This window comes from Mucilaginibacter calamicampi (genome assembly GCF_042676765.1).
GTDB classification, from domain to species: Bacteria; Bacteroidota; Bacteroidia; order Sphingobacteriales; family Sphingobacteriaceae; genus Mucilaginibacter; species Mucilaginibacter calamicampi.
Window position 1 is genome coordinate 322,230 of record NZ_JBHTHU010000006.1, and the last position, 16,957, is coordinate 339,186.

Sequence of the window (16,957 nt, forward strand, 5' to 3'; positions counted from 1 at the left end):
AAATTAGTAAAAAAGTGCATACAATTTGAAATTCATTGTGCATTTTTACCCGTACCTGTGTTTTACTCAACATCTTAATAAAGCCTAACCAACATTAAAACAGCAAAGGCCGTATAAGGTGTAATAATAAATTTACTATTGCTCAATAACTTCAATATAGATTACTACATATATTGTGGAATAAGAGGCGCTGTTAAAATAGCCGCGCTTGTTATTGTAACGTTTGTTTTTGTTGCGCAATGTTATGCTCAAAACAAAACACCGGTTATAAAGGGCAGGGTTTTTATTGAGAACAAAGTACTTGCGGAAGCATCAACAGTTATTTTATTAGCGGCAGATTCATCCATCGTCACCTCAACCGCCAGCGACGAGCAGGGAGCATATAATTTTGTTGTTAACCCGGGCGTTTACCTCATCCTGGCTTCGCAGATAGGCTATAATCAATCAATTTCAGGGCCCTACACAGTTGCCCAGGAAGGTGATATCAATGTCAGGGATATCTCACTTATAAAATCTGTTCCCGTACTAAAAGAAGTATCAATAACCGCAAGGAAAGCTTATGTAGAAACAAGGCCGGGACGTGTGGTACTTAACGTTCAGAACAGTATTGTTGCTGAAGGCGTATCCGTTTACGATCTGCTTCGCCAGGCACCCGGCGTGCAGGCGGGCAGTCAGGGCAGTTTAAGTATTATAGGCAGGCAAAATGCTATGATATTGGTTGACGGGAAGCCGCTCAACGTAAGCGGCGAAAACCTGACAGCCTTGTTAGAAAGTATGCAAAGCAGCAACGTGCAGCAAATTGAACTGTTGAGCAATCCGTCTGCACGGTATGAAGCCGGTGGCGCAGGGGTGATCAATATCATGTTAAAAAAAGGTAGTAATGCCGGTACAAACGGAACTTTTTCTATAGGTGGGGGATACGGTAAGTTTTATAAAGCTAACACAGGTATTACATTTAATAACCGCATGGGCAATGTCAATATTTTTGGCAATTACAATTATGTGGCCAACAAAACCTTTAAAACTTTTACTACCGATAGGGTAATTGATTACCAGGGAACTACAAGTAACTATGATTCGCGCTACTACACTACCCGGGAAAGTTTTAACCACAGTTTCCGACTGGGTTCAGACTTTTTTCTGTCTCCCAACCATACCCTTGGTTTTTTAGTTAGCGGAACGATCAACAACAGTGATTACTTAAAAGATAACGAACTGCGCATTTCCAATAGTGGCCGGTTTGATTCAACCATTGTTACTATGGCCAGCCTGAAACGTAACCTGGCTACCCTTAATTACGAAGCTAACTATAGTGGTAAACTTGACACGCTTGGGCAAACGCTTTCAGGATATGTAAGTTACAATCACTTTGATAGGCGGTCAGACGAATATATCAGCAATAGCTTTACCAAAGCGTCCGGCGAAGTTTACCGGCCTGCTTTGTGGCAGCAAAATCTTTCGCCCGCCATGATCAATATCTGGGCTGCTAAGGCAGATTACCTAAAACCACTATCAAAAAATACGCGGTTTGAAACAGGCTTAAAGTATAGCCGGGTGCGTAGTGATAACGACCTGATATTTGGCCCAAAGCGTAATGGTGTTTATACGGTAGACCCTAACTTTAGCAGTAATTTTATTTATACAGAAAATGTTAATGCCGCTTACGCGAATTTGTCGTCCTCCACGGGCAAATGGAAAATAAACGGGGGATTGCGGGTTGAGCAAACAATAGCGCACGGTAGTTCGGCAAGCGACAGGATCAGTTTTGAAAAAAATTACGTCGACTTTTTTCCGCAGGTGCAGCTGCAATACAACCACAACGCTAAAAATTACTTTACGCTTAGTTTTAACCGAAGTATTTACAGGCCCTTGTATGAAGAAATAAATCCTTTCCTGTACTATGTTGATCTATATGACTATCGCGCCGGTAACCCGCAATTGTTGCCATCCTACACCAACACTGTTGAGTTAGCGCATAGCTACAAGTCTACAATTGTAACCAGTTTGTATGCTACGGTTACCGATAACTTTTACAATTTTACCGCCTATGAGCAGAATAGTGAGAGTAAAGTGAATATTACCACCAAGAAGAACTTTGGAAGAATGGCCGCTTATGGTATCAAGTTTTTTACCCCCTTACAATTCACCTCATGGTGGACCGCTACGCTTTCTGTTGATGCTTCTTATCAGCGTATACAGGCTTACCCCCAGAATGGAAGTCTGAATAAAGGAACGCAAGACGTAATTGTATTTAATAATCATAGCTTCAAAATAGGTAGTGGTTTTGCTGCCAACTTAAATATTTGGTATGAGTCTCCTACGTTTTACGGATTCAGCCGATTTAAGGCAAATAGCAGATTTGACGCAGGCATCAGCAAAACAGTATTCAAAAACCAGGGCACCTTCAGGTTAAGTGCAATGGATCTTTTCAGAACCCTGCGCGACCGTGCATACACCAATTATCAAAACATTAACCTATCAATAATAAACCGGGAGGAAGGGCGCGTTATTAATTTTGGCTTTAGTTACCGTTTTGGTAACAGGCAGCTTAAAAATGCCAATACGCACAAGCTGGGCAATGAGGACGAACAGCGCAGAACCGGAAGCGTGGCAGGTTCAACCAATTGAACCAATTTGTACATTTGCCGCATATAATTTGATATGGGTTACCCAAGTTTACAGGCATGTATAGCCGATCTGGAAAAAAATGGTCATCTCGTCCGCATAAAGCAGGAAGTTGATCCGCATTTGCAAATGGCCGCCATACACCTTAGAGTGTACCAAAATGGCGGGCCGGCTATTTTGTTTGAGAAGCTGAAGGGTAGTAAGTTCCCCGCGGTATCCAATCTGTTTGGCACCCTTGAGCGATCAAAGTTTATCTTCCGCGATTCGCTAGATAAAGTTAAAAAGCTGGTAGAACTAAAAAACGACCCTATCAATGCTATTAAGCATCCCCTGCAAAATGCTAATGTAGCTTTAACGGCTTTATCGGCCCTGCCAAAAAAACTAAACAAAAGCTACCTCAATAACTTTGAACGTTGCCGCATCAGCGATCTGCCGCAAATATTGAACTGGCCAAAAGATGGCGGCCCTTTTGTTACCATGCCGCAAGTGTATACAGAAGATATTGATAAGCCCGGCGTTATGAACGCCAATCTGGGTATGTACCGTATTCAACTGGCCGGTAATGATTATATATTGAATGAAGAAATTGGCTTACACTATCAGCTGCACAGGGGTATAGGGGTACATCAAACCAAGGCGAATGCGAAAGGGCTGCCGCTAAAAGTGAGCATATTTATAGGTGGCCCGGCATCGCATCCGGTAGCGGCGGTTATGCCCCTGCCCGAGGGCCTGTCAGAAATGACTTTTGCCGGGGCGCTGGGTAACCGCCGTTTCAGGTATTTGTATGATGATGAAGGTTTTTGTATCTCTGCAGATGCCGACTTTGTGATAACCGGCACAGTGATGCCGCACCAGAATAAACCCGAGGGTCCCTTTGGCGATCACCTGGGATATTACAGCCTTACACATCCTTTTCCGTTAATGAAGGTGCACAATGTGTATCATCGCAAGGATGCCGTATGGTCCTTTACTGTAGTGGGGCGCCCGCCGCAGGAAGATACCAGCTTTGGGGCTTTGATACATGAGATTGCCGGCTCGGCGCTGCCGCAGGAGATACCGGGCTTAAAAGCAGTAAACGCGGTTGATGCAGCAGGCGTACACCCGCTTTTGTTTGCTATAGGCAGCGAACGGTATACGCCTTACCTTAAAGAGCGCCGTCCCCAGGAGATCTTGACCATTGCCAATCATATATTAGGCAAGAACCAGTTAAGCCTGGCTAAGTACCTGTTCATTGCCGCGCACGAGGACGACCCTGAATTGGATGTGCACCATATTGCCGCGTTTTTAACCCACATACTGCAGCGCGTTGACCTCACCCGCGACCTGCACTTTTATACCAAAACCACCATTGATACCCTGGACTACAGCGGTAGCGGCCTAAACGCAGGCAGTAAGGTGGCTGTTACCGTTGCCGGTGATGTTAAGCGTGAACTGTGGGCCCAAATGCCCGCCGGTTTTACCCTGCCACCTCCCTTTGTTAACAGCCAAATGGTAATGCCGGGTGTACTGGCGCTGGAGGTTCCGGCCAATATACGTACCAGCGATATGCCGCTGATGCTGGAGATACTGCAGGAACACCTGGGCGAAACTGACCTGAGTGGCCTGCCGCTTATTGTACTTTGCGATGATGCCGCCTTTACCGCTGCCAACATCAACAACTTTGTATGGGTAACCTTTACCCGCAGCAACCCATCGCATGATATTTATGGGATAAACGAGTTTGTTGAGCACAAGCATTGGGGCTGCTATGGCCCGATGATAATTGACGCGCGCATAAAACCGCACCATGCGCCGGTGTTGCTGAAAGACCCCGAGGTGGAGAAACTGGTGGATAAAATGGGCGAGCCCGGCGGTGAGTTACACGGCGTAATTTAGCCATTTTTGTCCCACGCGTGTGTGGGACAAAGTGAGACAGCGTGGGACAGAATTTTCTGTAATTATTTGACTGTGAGTGGTTTGATTTTTTTTATGGGACAAAGTGAGACAACTTATTCGTCAGGAAAATTAGCTGTGTAATTGAGGTAAATGATTGATTGTCAATTAAATGAAAATTATACTTTTTTTGTCCCACATAAAGCCGACCCGTCCTAAGAGTTTACACCCGGGCCGGTTCAAACAACTCTATAAAATTACCTGATGGATCCATCAATAAAATCTGCGATCCGCCAGGACCCGTTATTATTTCGTTGCGAAAATTTAGTCCCTTTCCTTTTAGCTTTTGCACTTCAGCATTAATGTCTGAAACGATTATTTGAAAACGGTTCCATCCGCCCGGAACAGGCGTGGTTCCATCAGGCATTGCTCTTCCGGCAGAACTGGTTGGTCCGCTTAACAATAAACGCAAATTGCCAAGCGCTACATCGGCAAAGGCGGGAGCAAAATTGTTAAGCAACGTAAAGCCTAAATATCCGGTATAAAAAGCAACCGACTCGTCAACATTTTTTACCATGTAGCGTACATCCACCCGGGTGGGTATTTCATTGCTAATATTTCCCATTTTCGTTATTCTTTTTTAAAACTCTGGCGCTTAATATCATGCCAACTAAACAGAATATTGTAGCAACAATAGCTCCGGCTTTGCCGCTGCCTGATCCAAAAACTGCCCCCGCCGTAATGATAAAGTGCAGTATGCTTAACACCAGGCCAATAGCCCCAAGTGCCAGCGCGGATGTTGCCGTAGCACGAACGTTACTATTACCCTTATTCGAGCCGATTTTAGCCCGCCATGCCAAAAAAAGACAAACCAGGCCTAAAAAAACGCCGATGAGTGATCTTGCGCGCCCGGCAGTAACGCCGGATACATATGCGGTATTGCTGTTGGTTGAACTCATAGCCGGACATACTATTAATACAGATGCTGTAACCAGGCAAACCAATAAAAGCCATTTAAAATGCTTGCTCATAAAATTAAATTTATTGACAAAACAACACCATAATTGATCTATAAAATTGGAAAAAAACGACGTCTTATTTTAATTCCACGGTTCCTCTGTCGCTTGCGGCAATGGTACCGGGTCTAAAATATTCCTTGGGATTATAGCCCGAAAATTGTTGAAAGTCATGTATAAAATGCGATTGGTCATAATAGCCATGTTCAAAGGCAATTTTGCCGAGGGGCTTATCGCAAAAGGAAGTGTCCAATAAAGAATTAAACCGGGTAATTCTTAAAAATAGTTTGGGGCTGAAGCCTGAAAACTCTTTGAATTTTCTTTCAAATTGCCTTAGCGATAAGTAGCTATTTTGGGCAAAGGCTTTAACACTCTTTAAATTATTGCGATCTGACATCAAATTTATCGTACACAACAACGAAGTGTATTCCATACGGGCATTTTTTAGGCGTGATGCCAAAAAATTGCATACCAACTTTATCCGTTCCTGATTATTTGCAGCCATCATTATTTGCTCTTCCAAAGCTTCGCCAGCCTTTCCGCAAATGCTACGGATATCGGCAGTTTGGTCGGTCAGCTCGTTTGCTGGTATACCGAATAATTGCGGAAATGCATGGGAGTACAAGTAAAAGCCGAATACGCCAAACTTTCCTTGCGCGCTTACCTTGCTGTAAGTTTGGGTTTGCCCGTATATCCCGGGAGTCAGGATCTTTTCGGCGCTACGGGCAACATTGTATTTAAACTGTCCCTTGTAACAAAAAATAAATTCGGGCGAAGGGTAAGCGAAAGCATTGTGAACAAATGGCGCGTTTACAGAAGCAACTCCCTCCGTGAACCAAAAGAACCGCACATAGTCTGACAAATGCGACGTTGGTTTTATCATTCCATAATCGGTTATTAAGCTTGACATCAAACGATAATAATATTCCCTTTATGAAATGTATAATTACATCCCATGAATTAAAAATACAAAATTATATGTTACCTGATTGACTGTTATACGCTGAATGCTGCAATAGGCAGAGCGCGGATGTTAGTGTCGCCTCCATATGTTAAGATAACCCTTAAAGCATAGATTTCAGTCTGTTGGGTATCATTTTTAAGCTACCACAAATACCGCTGATGGTAAAAAACCTTAATCAATATGTGTTTAATATGGAATATATATTCAAATAAATTATAGTTATTTGATTGTTAAACCTGTTTAAATCCGGCAACACCCGTTGCACAAAATTTATATGATCATTAAAAAATCGAACGTATTACTTATAGTATGCGCCTTTATATGTGTAGCTATAGTTGGTATAATATCATGCAATAGCGGTACCCAAAGTACCGGGGATAGGAAGGCGGCAATTGCTGAGTATATGGCTAACGGCAAGGCGTTGTCAAAACAGTATTGCCAATCATGCCATATGTATCCCGAACCCGGTTTATTAAATCAGGATAAGTGGCTCGTTGTATTACCTGAAATGGGTTTACGCCTGGGTATTAAGCAGCATAAAGAGCAGGATTATACTAATACTATTGATCCGAGTGATTTTACACCGCCATCTGCCGCGGCAATGAGTGCCGTGGAATGGCAAAACATATTAAATTATTATCTTTCAAAAGCACCGATAAATTTACCCGAACAAAAAAGAAACATTGCTATTGACAGGCAATTACCCTTTTTCAAAGTTCAAAAACCGGCATCAATTTTTAATGGGAAACAGGTATTAAGCAGCTTTGTTAAAATTGACAATACGGTTAATCCGGCCAGAGTATTTGTAGCCAATGCACAGGCCCATAAATTGTATTTATTAACCCCCCAGTTAAAAATTGTAGATTCTGTTGAAACGGAGGGGCCGGTAGTTGATATGTTGTTTAATAACAACCAAATATTTGTTACTACTATAGGAAAAACACTAGGTGCAAACGCTGATAAAATTGGAACGGTTACAGAGTTGTCCATCAATAACGGCAAAATTATTTCGGGCAAAGTGCCACTATTTAATAATCTGGCCCGGCCCGTACAATTACTAACAGCCGATTTGAATAATGACAACAAGCAAGATTACCTGATATGTGAATTTGGTAATATGAACGGCGAATTAGTATGGATGGAAAATAAAGGGCCGGGCAACTTTATTAAACACGTGATCAGCAGCAGGCCCGGTGCAACAAAAGCTTATTTCGACTATCGTAAAAACCCATTAGCACCTGATATTTGGGTATTGTTTGCGCAGGCAAGGGAAGGGATCTATCATTTTATTAATAATGGTAAAGGCTCATTTACAGAAAAACAGGTGCTGGGCTTTCCGCCTATATATGGTTCATCATCTTTTGATATGGTTGATATGGATAACGATGGCGATAAGGATATTATTTACACCTGTGGCGATAATGGCAACGCCAGCCTTTCTTTAAAACCATACCATGGTTTGTATATATATTTAAATGACGGACGCGATAACTTTAAGCAACGTTATTTTTATCCTGTAAACGGCTGTTATAAGGCCATTGCAAAAGATTTTGATGGCGATAACAAAATTGATATTGCTACCGTAAGCCTGTTTACTGATGCTGCACAACCTGCAGAAGGATTTGTTTATTTTAAAAACACAGGCAATTTAACTTTTAAACCATATGCGTTACCGCCCAAGGTGCGTTTTGAACGCGCTGTAACTATGGATGCCGGAGATATTGATGCCGATGGCAAAACCGACCTTATAATTGGCAATAATTATTTTGAGAACGGGCCTTTTGGTTATTATAACGTAACCGAACCATTATTTTTTACTTTAAAAAATACCGCAAAGAATAAATAGAATTCTCCCCTACTGGTCGAAGTTTAGCGCAGCGTAACTTCGACCTAAAATGTTTTAAGCTTTCAGCTTAAGCAGCAAACGGCACTCGCAAGCAGGATGCTTGCTGTATTTTAGGTCGAAGCTGAAAGCTTCAACCAGTATGGGTATTTACATAACAAGACGTTAATATCCCGCCGTTTGCCCTTTTAAATAACCGTTTGTGTTGCTTTTGTAATAAATAACCGAAACCCGGGTCAGCAATTCGTATAAAACGGTTTGAATGTCAGCACCCGGCGAACGCGCGTAAACCGTTCTTTTGCCGCCGTTGCCTGTAGCAATATCAAATGTGAATGAAGTGCCGTCAATAGCGACTGCATTTTTGGCGCGAGCAGGCCGCTCCAATTCTTCGTTGCTGGATGATAAAACCTGGTCCACGATCTTTTTTAAAGCTGCATCGTTGGTTTCAACGGTATCGCTCAGTAAACCTCTGTATCTTCTACCAAAGTAGTGGCTCTCTAAAAAAACGCCCTTTTTAAATATCGGGTTACTGGCGGTAGTATCCCTCAAAAAAAATAAACTGGCTTGTATGTTATAAACGAGTTTGATTTCGCGTTTATCTTTAAAAATATCTATACGTACGCGTGCATTGGTAGGGCTAAAAATATAAGATATTGATACTGCCGCGGCGCTATCGGCCATCTGTACTGACTTTGCAGTACCGGCTGTTGCCACTAATAAGCTAAATGCAATTAAAAAGCAGGTGTTTTTAAAGAAATGCATAACAAGATAAGGTAATTAGTAATAAAGCTACGTGATATTTTTTAAGGCGTTTGTAAATTGTTGCTTACGTTAGCTCTTGTTCGGGCCGGGGCTACAATAGGTAACCTCTCCTGGGCATTTATCGCTTGCTGATAATGGCTTATTTCTGTAACAATGTATTTGTTTAATATCCTACCGCGCGTAAACGCACTTTGGGATATTTATCGCGGTAAATGTCAATGCATTTTTGAAGCAGTTGATATAGCTGCGTGTCGTGATCCGGCATAGGGCTGTGTGATGAGATGCGCTTTGTTCCGGCAGGAGTTGTGATCTCAACTTTAACATGGTGGCCATCCAAAACAGGGGCCATGTCATTCATGGTTAGCCGCTCCCGGCTGTCTAAATTAACTACCCGGGCAATCGCATCTTTCAATACAATATCTGCAGTTGCTATCGTATCAACACGTTTTACACTGTTTCTCAAACTTATTGCTATATAAGGCGAAATAAAGTAGGAGGTTTTGGGTTGAATTTCTTTGTGCGCAGGGTCTTGAAGATACGCGTTGCGGAAAACGCTGTCAACAACAGTGTAGGCAATTTTAAACTTATCGTTCTTTGCCGCAATAGCTATAATTAAGGGTGTAGGTAATATTTGTCCAACTGCATCAACAGTAATTTTTACAGTAGTATCTGCAACAGAGCAACGCGCCGTTGCTTTCGTGCTTAGCACCGCGAGGCAAAATGTAAATAGCAATAAAGATTTTTTTAGATAAGGCATTATAATTAGCGGTTAATAGTTACTTAAAGGTAAGGAATATGCTTTTAAGCATTTGTAAATTGTTGTTTACGTTCACCTGTACCACACTAACCAATAGTTAAATTTTAAATTCCTGGTAGCGTATTTGTCCATCGCGATAGGGCTGCCGGTGCCTTTCTTTTACTTATAATATAAGCTTCTTCTACCACTCAGGCTTACTCGCGCTAACCTCCTTATACTTAGCTTGCTAACATAATTAGCAGATGTCTGCCTGATGCCAAATCAACCCAAAGTGGGAGAAAAAATCACTTAAATAGTGTTGAAAACTTTTTGGTGGGAAAAAGTGTTTAAAAGTGGGAAAAGTAATTTACTTTTACGTTACAATAATTGCCAAAGTGTAACTATGCCAAATTTTTTGGGCGAATTTGATTGTAAACTGGATGCCAAAGGACGCATGATGATCCCTGTTGGCCTCAAAAAACAGCTTCCCGAAGCTGTCGCTGAGGGCCTTGTGATTAATCGTGGCTTTGAAAAGCACCTGGTGATCTATACCCGGAAAGAGTGGGATAAAACGGTTGAGGACCTGCAGGAACTTAATCAATACGAGGAAAAGAGCCGCAAATTTAGAAGATATTTTATGCGCGGCGCTTCTGAAATGCCATTGGACGGTGCCGGGCGCGTTTTGCTGCCAAAGTCGCTGATGGAATATGCAGGTATTGAAGTAAATGGCGAAGTGGTGCTTTCGTGTCAGTTAAATACAATTGAGCTTTGGGCCAAGGATGCTTATGATGCCGAATTGGATAACGAGCCCGAGAACTTTGCCAGGTTGGCCGAGGAGGTAAAGGGTGGTGCTAAAATAAGGAGGATAGATGAGTAATTACCATACCCCCGTTATGTTACAGGAGTGCATTGAGGCGATGAATATTCGCCCTGATGGCACCTACGTGGATGTGACTTTTGGTGGTGGTGGTCACTCGCGCGAGATTATGAAGCATTTAGGCAAAGGCGGCAGATTGCTGGCTTTTGATCAGGATGCCGACGCGCAGCAGAATGCTATAGCCGACGAACGTTTTGAACTGGTTGATCAGAATTTTAGGTTTTTAAAAAACTTTTGCCGTTTGCATGGTGCTACCCCGGTGGATGGGATACTGGCAGACCTGGGGGTTTCATCCTATCAGTTTGACCAGGCCGAGCGCGGATTTTCCATCCGCTTTGATGCTGAGCTGGATATGCGGATGAACCAGGCATCAGACCTGAGCGCCAAAGAGGTGGTTAACACTTATGCCGAGGCTGATCTGCATAGGATCTTTGGTATATACGGCGAGATACAAAATGCAAAATCGCTGGCCAAAACGATAGTAACGGCACGGCTAAATACGCCGCTTAATACGGTGGCCGATCTAAAAAATGCGATAGCGGGTTTAATACCGCGCGGTAAGGAAAATAAATACCTGGCGCAGGTTTTTCAGGCGCTGCGCATAGAGGTTAACCAGGAACTGGAAGCACTGAAGGATTTTTTGATCCAGAGCGCAGATGTGCTGGTATCAGGCGGCAGGCTGGTGGTAATGTCATACCACTCGTTAGAAGACCGGCTGGTGAAGAACTTCATCGCCAAAGGCAAATTTAGCGGCGAGGTGGTAAAGGACCTTTATGGAAATGACCAAAAACCGTTTGATGCGGTAAGCAGAGGCGCTATAACAGCATCAGACGAAGAGATAAAAAATAATAACAGGGCACGGAGCGCTAAATTAAGAATAGCGGTAAAAAAATGACCAATCGTTTACGTACCGAAATTGAACCGGAAGAAGAAGTAACTGTAGAAAAAAAATCTGCGGAGCTGCCGGATAATGTTGTGATGAAATTTTTTACCAATGGTTTCATCACCACTGATGATGCTACCCGTGCATTGCCTTTTATTTTGTTCATTGCCTTTTTAGGGATGATATATATAGGCAACAGGCACCTGGCCGAAAAGAATATCCGCAAAATAGATAAGCTGAATAAAGAGGTTAAAGAACTGAGCTGGGGTTATAAAGTAGCCAAGGCAGATATGGCATTTAAAAGCACGCTTAATGAGGTTGCGCAACGCACCGATACTTTGGGCCTGAAAGAATCCATATCGCCGCCGCAAAAAATAGTGTTAAAGGGGGATGTGCAATGAGTATCAGAACCAATATACTTTTACGTGTATACATAGCTTTCGGGCTTATTGTATTGCTGTCGTTGGCGGTAATAGGTCAGCTATACAACCTGCAATATGCGCAAGGCGAAAAATGGCGCAATATGGCCAGTAAATCGTCAACCCGGTACGAAACGATTGAAGCGATAAGAGGGAATATTTATTCTGTTGATGGCAGCCTGCTTGCTACCTCGGTGCCTGAGTATGAGCTGCACATGGATATGCTGGCAGGTAAAATTGAAGAAGACGAGGTGTTTTACGGCAAGGTAGATTCTTTGGCTGCTGCCTTATCTCAATTATATCCTGATAAAACCACCCGCGACTATTCGCGCCTGCTGCGCGAGGCGCGCAAGGAAAAGCTGCGTTACCAGCTCATCCGCCGCAGGGTTACCTTTAACGAGCTGAAAGCCATACGCAAGTTCCCGATCTTTAATTTAGGCAAATTTGGCGGCGGCTTAATAGTTGAGCAAAAGAACAAGCGCATACTTCCGTTTAAATCCCTGGCGGCACGTACCATCGGTTATAAAAATGAGAACGTAGCCAACGGTGTGGGTTTGGAAGGCGCGTTCACTAAATACATTAGTGGCGAGAATGGTAAACGCTTAATGCAGCGTATTGCAGGGGGTGTTTACGTGCCCGTTAATGATGAAGACGATGAAGAGCAGGCAAAAGACGGAGCTGATATTATATCCACTATCGACGTTAACTACCAGGACCTGGCGCAGAAAGTTTTAAAAAAACAACTGGATAGCATACAGGCCGATTTTGGTACCGTTGTTTTAATGGAAGTTGCTACCGGCGAGATCCGCGCCATTGCCAACTTTACCCGCACACCCGAAGGCGAGTATAAAGAGAAGATGAACTATGCCATTGCTGCAGCGGCCGAGCCGGGTTCTACCTTCAAGCTGGCATCATACATGGCCATGATAGACGACCATAAAATTGATACCGGCAGCACTATTGATGCGGCGCATGGTACTTTTCAGGTAATGAATCCGCGTAATGGCAGGGTAGCTTTGAAGATAAGGGATACAGAAGATCACGGTGGGATGATAAGTGCCAAACGCGCGCTGGAAGAATCATCAAACATAGCCGTGGCACGCTTTGTAAATAAAGCTTATGGCGATAACCCGCAGGCGTTTATTGACAAGCTGTACAGTTTCCACTTGAATGAACCTAACGGGTTACAGATACATGGCGAAGGCAAGCCGCGGGTAAAGAACACCCGCTCTGAAGATTGGAACAAGATCCAATCGCTTTGGCAAATAGCTTACGGCTACGAGTCGAAGTTAACGCCTTTGCAAATGCTTACGTTCTATAATTCGGTTGCCAATAATGGTAAGCTGATATCGCCATTATTTGTGCGCGAGATCCGCCGCATGGGCAACACGGTTGAACGTTTCCAGTCGCGGGTTATTAACCCTAAAGTTTGTTCAGACGAGACACTGGCCAAAGTACGTGGCATGCTGGAGGGTGTGGTTTTAGAAGGTACCGGTAAGCTCATCATCAAAAATAAACTATACAGTGTAGCGGGTAAGACAGGTACTGCTCAGATAGCCAATGGTAGCTCAGGCTACGGCGAAAAAAGCAGTCACCAGGCTTCATTCTGTGGATATTTCCCGGCCGATAAGCCAAAGTATTCTATGATAGTGGTTATCAGTAACCCGCGCGTTGGTTCGCATTTGGCGGCTTGGGTAGCTGGTCCGGTGTTCCGCAAAATAGCCGACAGGGTGTACGCAAATGATCTGGGTATTAACCAGCAGCCTGCCGCGGTAAAATTTGTGGGCAATACTAATTTGCCAAAGGTTAAACAGGGCAACGCCAAGGCTTTAAAACTGGTTCACGAAAAATTGGGCTTAAAGCCGCTGTATGCCTCAGCCAGTGCCGGGATAGACACCAGCGCGGGTATATCATTTGAGGATGTTAAATATAGAACAGGCACGGTTCCGGCTGTTGCAGGCATGGGCTTAAGTGATGCCTTATATACGTTGGGTAACGCGGGTTATAAGGCTGTGGTACGCGGAAGCGGTGCCGTTGCCAGCCAGTCTATCCCTGCCGGAAATGTATTGCGTAAAGGATCAAAAATATTTATTGAGCTGAGATGAAGTACCTGAGCGACATAATAAAGGGTGTTCCGTTTACCGAACTGCAAGGCAGCGCCGATGTTGAGATCAGCGCCGTTGTGTTTGATTCGCGTAAGGTGGTGCCCGGTTGCTTATTTGTCGCGGTAAAAGGTACTGTTGTTGATGGCCATGAATATATTGACCAAGCCATACAGCAAGGCGCGGCGGCAATTATTTGCGAAGATCTGCCTGCGCACACCGCTACCGAAGTTGACTTTTTAATGGTTGCCGATTCGGCAAAAGTGTTAGGGACAGTAGCCGCTAACTTTTATGATAATGCTTCGGATAAGTTAAAACTGGTTGGGGTAACAGGTACCAATGGTAAAACCACTGTAGCTACGTTATTATATCAGTTGTTCCGCGAGTTAGGTTATAAATGCGGCTTGCTGTCAACAGTAGAAAACCAGATAAACGGAAAAGTTATACCATCAACACATACCACGCCCGATCCGGTAGCACTGAACAGCTTACTAAATGATATGGTGGAGCAGGGCTGCGATTACTGCTTTATGGAAGTTAGCTCGCACGCTGTCGCGCAGCACCGTATTGAGGGTTTAAGTTTTGCAGGCGGCATTTTTACCAATTTAACGCATGACCATCTGGATTATCATAAAACATTTGATAACTACCTGAAGGCTAAGAAAGCTTTTTTTGATGGCTTGCCTAAAGACGCCTTCGCGCTTACCAATATTGATGACAGGAACGGCAACGTTATGCTGCAAAACACCAAAGCGCACAAAAAAAGCTACGGACTAAAAAACATGGCCGATTACCGCGCCAAAATATTAGAAAATCAGTTTGGCGGTTTGTTGCTGCTGATAGATGGCGAGGAAGTATGGTTCAGAATGGTGGGCAGCTTTAATGCTTATAACCTGCTCGCGGTTTACACCACCGCTATGTTATTAGAGCAGGATAAAGCCAAAGTGCTAACCGCGCTGAGTAAGCTAAGCGGTGCCGAAGGAAGATTTGATTACATAGTTGCGCCCAACAAAATAATAGGCATTGTTGATTACGCCCACACGCCTGATGCGGTGCAGAATGTGCTAAGCACCATACACGACATACGCAAAGGAAACGAAAAGGTGATAACCGTTATTGGCTGCGGTGGCGACAGGGATAAAACCAAGCGCCCTGTAATGGCAAAAGTAGCCTGTGAGTGGAGTGATAAGGTGATACTAACATCAGATAACCCACGCAAGGAAGATCCGGCAGTTATTATAAAGGAAATGGAAGCGGGCGTTGATGCAGCCTTCAAACGGTCGACGCTGAGTATAGCCGACCGTCGCGAAGCTATAAAAACCGCATGCATGCTGGCACAACCCGGCGATATTGTTTTATTAGCCGGCAAAGGACACGAAAAATACCAGGAAATAAACGGAGTGAAAAATCACTTTGATGATAAAGAGGAGTTATTGAACCAATTTAAATTAATGAATTAATAAGAACGCGTCATTGCGAGGAACGAAGCAATCTCTACATGATAGGTATGGGGGGAGTTTAATTCAAGGGGTGTATCATCTCGCAAATTGCAACGACAAGAACATAAAGCCGAATGCTATACTATCTATTTACATATCTGTACGATAACTATCATATTCCGGGGACGGGGGTGTTTCAGTATATCACGTTTCGTATGGCAATGGCTGTTATTACTTCGCTGTTGATAACTACGGTGTATGGGCGCAGACTGATAGATTATTTGCGCTTTAAACAAGTAGGCGAAACGGTGCGTAATCTGGGGCTGGAAGGGCAAATGCAAAAGCAGGGCACACCAACAATGGGCGGGCTCATCATCATTGCAGGTATCCTCATCCCTACACTGCTGTTTGCCAGGTTAACCAATGTATACATAATACTAATGCTGGTTACTACTATTTGGCTGGGCGCGATAGGGTTTTTGGATGATTATATTAAAGTATTTAAAAAGAACAAGGAAGGCTTAGCCGGCAGGTTTAAAATAACCGGACAAGTTGGGTTGGCGCTTATAGTAGGCTTTACCATGTATAACAACCCTAACGTTGTTGCAAGGCAGGGTGTTAAGCCGCCTATACAGTATGATGCGCCTGTTGGTTACCGTATGGTTAACGGCAAGGCTGTTTACTACCAGGATGTGAAATCAGTAAAAACTACTTTGCCTTTTATAAAAAACAATGAGTTTGATTACGGCAAGGTAGTTAAATTTTTAGGCGGCGATTATGAGCGTTATACGTTGCTGATATTTATGCTCGCCGTTATAATAATAATAACAGCTATATCCAATGGTGCCAATATAACAGATGGTATTGACGGGCTGGCTACAGGCACATCAGCCATAATGGGTTTTACGCTGGCCATACTGGCCTACGTATCGGGTAACGTGGTTTGGTCAGATTATCTCAACATAATGTACATACCTCACACCGGCGAACTGGTAATTTTTGCCGGAGCCTTTGTTGGGGCCTGCGTAGGGTTTTTATGGTATAACACCTACCCTGCCCAGGTTTTTATGGGCGATACCGGCAGCTTAACCATAGGCGGTATTATAGCGGTATTTGCCATTTTAATACGTAAGGAATTGCTGCTGCCGGTACTGGCGGGCATATTCCTGGTTGAAAATTTATCGGTTATGATGCAGGTAGGATGGTTTAAATACACTAAAAAGAAATATGGCGAGGGCAGGAGGATATTCCTGATGTCGCCGCTGCATCATCATTACCAGAAAAAGGGTTTCCACGAATCAAAGATCGTAACGCGGTTTTGGATCATCGGGATAATGCTGGCGATAATAACTGTAATAACGTTGAAGCTTCGCTAATGCGAGGTCCATGGTCCATAGTCGATGGTCCATGGTAGAGAGA

At 43.6% G+C, this 16,957-nt stretch carries 14 protein-coding genes; 9 read left to right on the plus strand and 5 right to left on the minus strand.

Going from position 1 to position 16,957, the window contains the following annotated elements:
- Window positions 1-138 precede the first annotated feature (138 nt).
- Both ACFQZS_RS10975 and ACFQZS_RS10980 read left to right on the plus strand, forming a co-directional pair.
- The gene (locus ACFQZS_RS10975) at window positions 139-2,628 is read left to right on the plus strand and encodes an outer membrane beta-barrel protein (RefSeq protein ID WP_377100130.1); all 2,490 of its coding nucleotides are present in this window, start codon (window positions 139-141) and stop codon (window positions 2,626-2,628) included.
- Between the two features lie 33 nt (window positions 2,629-2,661).
- Window positions 2,662-4,500, plus strand: a complete 1,839-nt coding sequence (locus ACFQZS_RS10980; RefSeq protein ID WP_377100132.1) for a UbiD family decarboxylase — start codon at window positions 2,662-2,664, stop codon at window positions 4,498-4,500.
- A gap of 220 nt (window positions 4,501-4,720) precedes the next feature.
- Here the strand turns inward: ACFQZS_RS10980 and ACFQZS_RS10985 are convergent, their stop codons facing one another.
- From ACFQZS_RS10985 to ACFQZS_RS10995, 3 genes are all read right to left on the minus strand, one after another.
- Window positions 4,721-5,122 (minus strand): VOC family protein, encoded by a 402-nt coding sequence (locus tag ACFQZS_RS10985; protein ID WP_377100133.1) that lies wholly within the window; start codon window positions 5,120-5,122, stop codon window positions 4,721-4,723.
- Window positions 5,109-5,528: a DUF6223 family protein gene (locus ACFQZS_RS10990; protein ID WP_377100135.1), complete on the minus strand. Its 420-nt coding sequence runs from the start codon at window positions 5,526-5,528 to the stop codon at window positions 5,109-5,111. The genes ACFQZS_RS10985 and ACFQZS_RS10990 overlap by 14 nt, the downstream gene beginning before the upstream one ends.
- A 64-nt stretch (window positions 5,529-5,592) precedes the next feature.
- Window positions 5,593-6,423, minus strand: a complete 831-nt coding sequence (locus ACFQZS_RS10995) for a DUF6597 domain-containing transcriptional factor (RefSeq protein ID WP_377100137.1) — start codon at window positions 6,421-6,423, stop codon at window positions 5,593-5,595.
- A 328-nt stretch (window positions 6,424-6,751) separates the two neighbouring features.
- Between ACFQZS_RS10995 and ACFQZS_RS11000 the strand changes: the two genes are divergently transcribed.
- On the plus strand, window positions 6,752-8,323 hold the full coding sequence (locus ACFQZS_RS11000) for an FG-GAP repeat domain-containing protein (protein WP_377100138.1): 1,572 nt from the start codon (window positions 6,752-6,754) through the stop codon (window positions 8,321-8,323).
- A 162-nt stretch (window positions 8,324-8,485) separates the two neighbouring features.
- Here ACFQZS_RS11000 and ACFQZS_RS11005 read toward each other — a convergent pair whose 3' ends face one another.
- Entirely contained in the window at window positions 8,486-9,082 is a 597-nt protein-coding gene (locus ACFQZS_RS11005) for a hypothetical protein (RefSeq protein WP_377100140.1), read from the minus strand.
- A 163-nt stretch (window positions 9,083-9,245) separates the two neighbouring features.
- On the minus strand, window positions 9,246-9,839 hold the full coding sequence (locus ACFQZS_RS11010) for a hypothetical protein (RefSeq protein WP_377100142.1): 594 nt from the start codon (window positions 9,837-9,839) through the stop codon (window positions 9,246-9,248).
- A gap of 382 nt (window positions 9,840-10,221) precedes the next feature.
- Between ACFQZS_RS11010 and mraZ the strand changes: the two genes are divergently transcribed.
- The 6 genes from mraZ to mraY all read left to right on the plus strand — a co-directional run bounded on the left by mraZ (window position 10,222) and on the right by mraY (window position 16,914).
- Window positions 10,222-10,695: a division/cell wall cluster transcriptional repressor MraZ gene (gene mraZ / locus ACFQZS_RS11015; RefSeq protein WP_377100144.1), complete on the plus strand. Its 474-nt coding sequence runs from the start codon at window positions 10,222-10,224 to the stop codon at window positions 10,693-10,695.
- The gene (gene rsmH, locus ACFQZS_RS11020; protein ID WP_377100146.1) at window positions 10,688-11,590 is read left to right on the plus strand and encodes a 16S rRNA (cytosine(1402)-N(4))-methyltransferase RsmH; all 903 of its coding nucleotides are present in this window, start codon (window positions 10,688-10,690) and stop codon (window positions 11,588-11,590) included. The genes mraZ and rsmH overlap by 8 nt, the downstream gene beginning before the upstream one ends.
- On the plus strand, window positions 11,587-11,979 hold the full coding sequence (locus ACFQZS_RS11025) for an FtsL-like putative cell division protein (protein ID WP_377100147.1): 393 nt from the start codon (window positions 11,587-11,589) through the stop codon (window positions 11,977-11,979). The genes rsmH and ACFQZS_RS11025 overlap by 4 nt, the downstream gene beginning before the upstream one ends.
- Window positions 11,976-14,102 carry a penicillin-binding protein gene (locus ACFQZS_RS11030; RefSeq protein ID WP_377100148.1) on the plus strand — a complete coding sequence of 709 codons (2,127 nt, stop codon included), beginning with the start codon at window positions 11,976-11,978 and terminating at the stop codon, window positions 14,100-14,102. The genes ACFQZS_RS11025 and ACFQZS_RS11030 overlap by 4 nt, the downstream gene beginning before the upstream one ends.
- Complete coding sequence (locus ACFQZS_RS11035; RefSeq protein WP_377100149.1) at window positions 14,099-15,559, plus strand: UDP-N-acetylmuramoyl-L-alanyl-D-glutamate--2,6-diaminopimelate ligase; 1,461 nt, start codon at window positions 14,099-14,101, stop codon at window positions 15,557-15,559. Before ACFQZS_RS11030 ends, ACFQZS_RS11035 begins: the two co-directional genes overlap by 4 nt.
- 113 nt (window positions 15,560-15,672) lie before the next feature.
- Window positions 15,673-16,914, plus strand: a complete 1,242-nt coding sequence (mraY, locus tag ACFQZS_RS11040; RefSeq protein ID WP_377100151.1) for a phospho-N-acetylmuramoyl-pentapeptide-transferase — start codon at window positions 15,673-15,675, stop codon at window positions 16,912-16,914.
- Window positions 16,915-16,957: the final 43 nt, after the last annotated feature.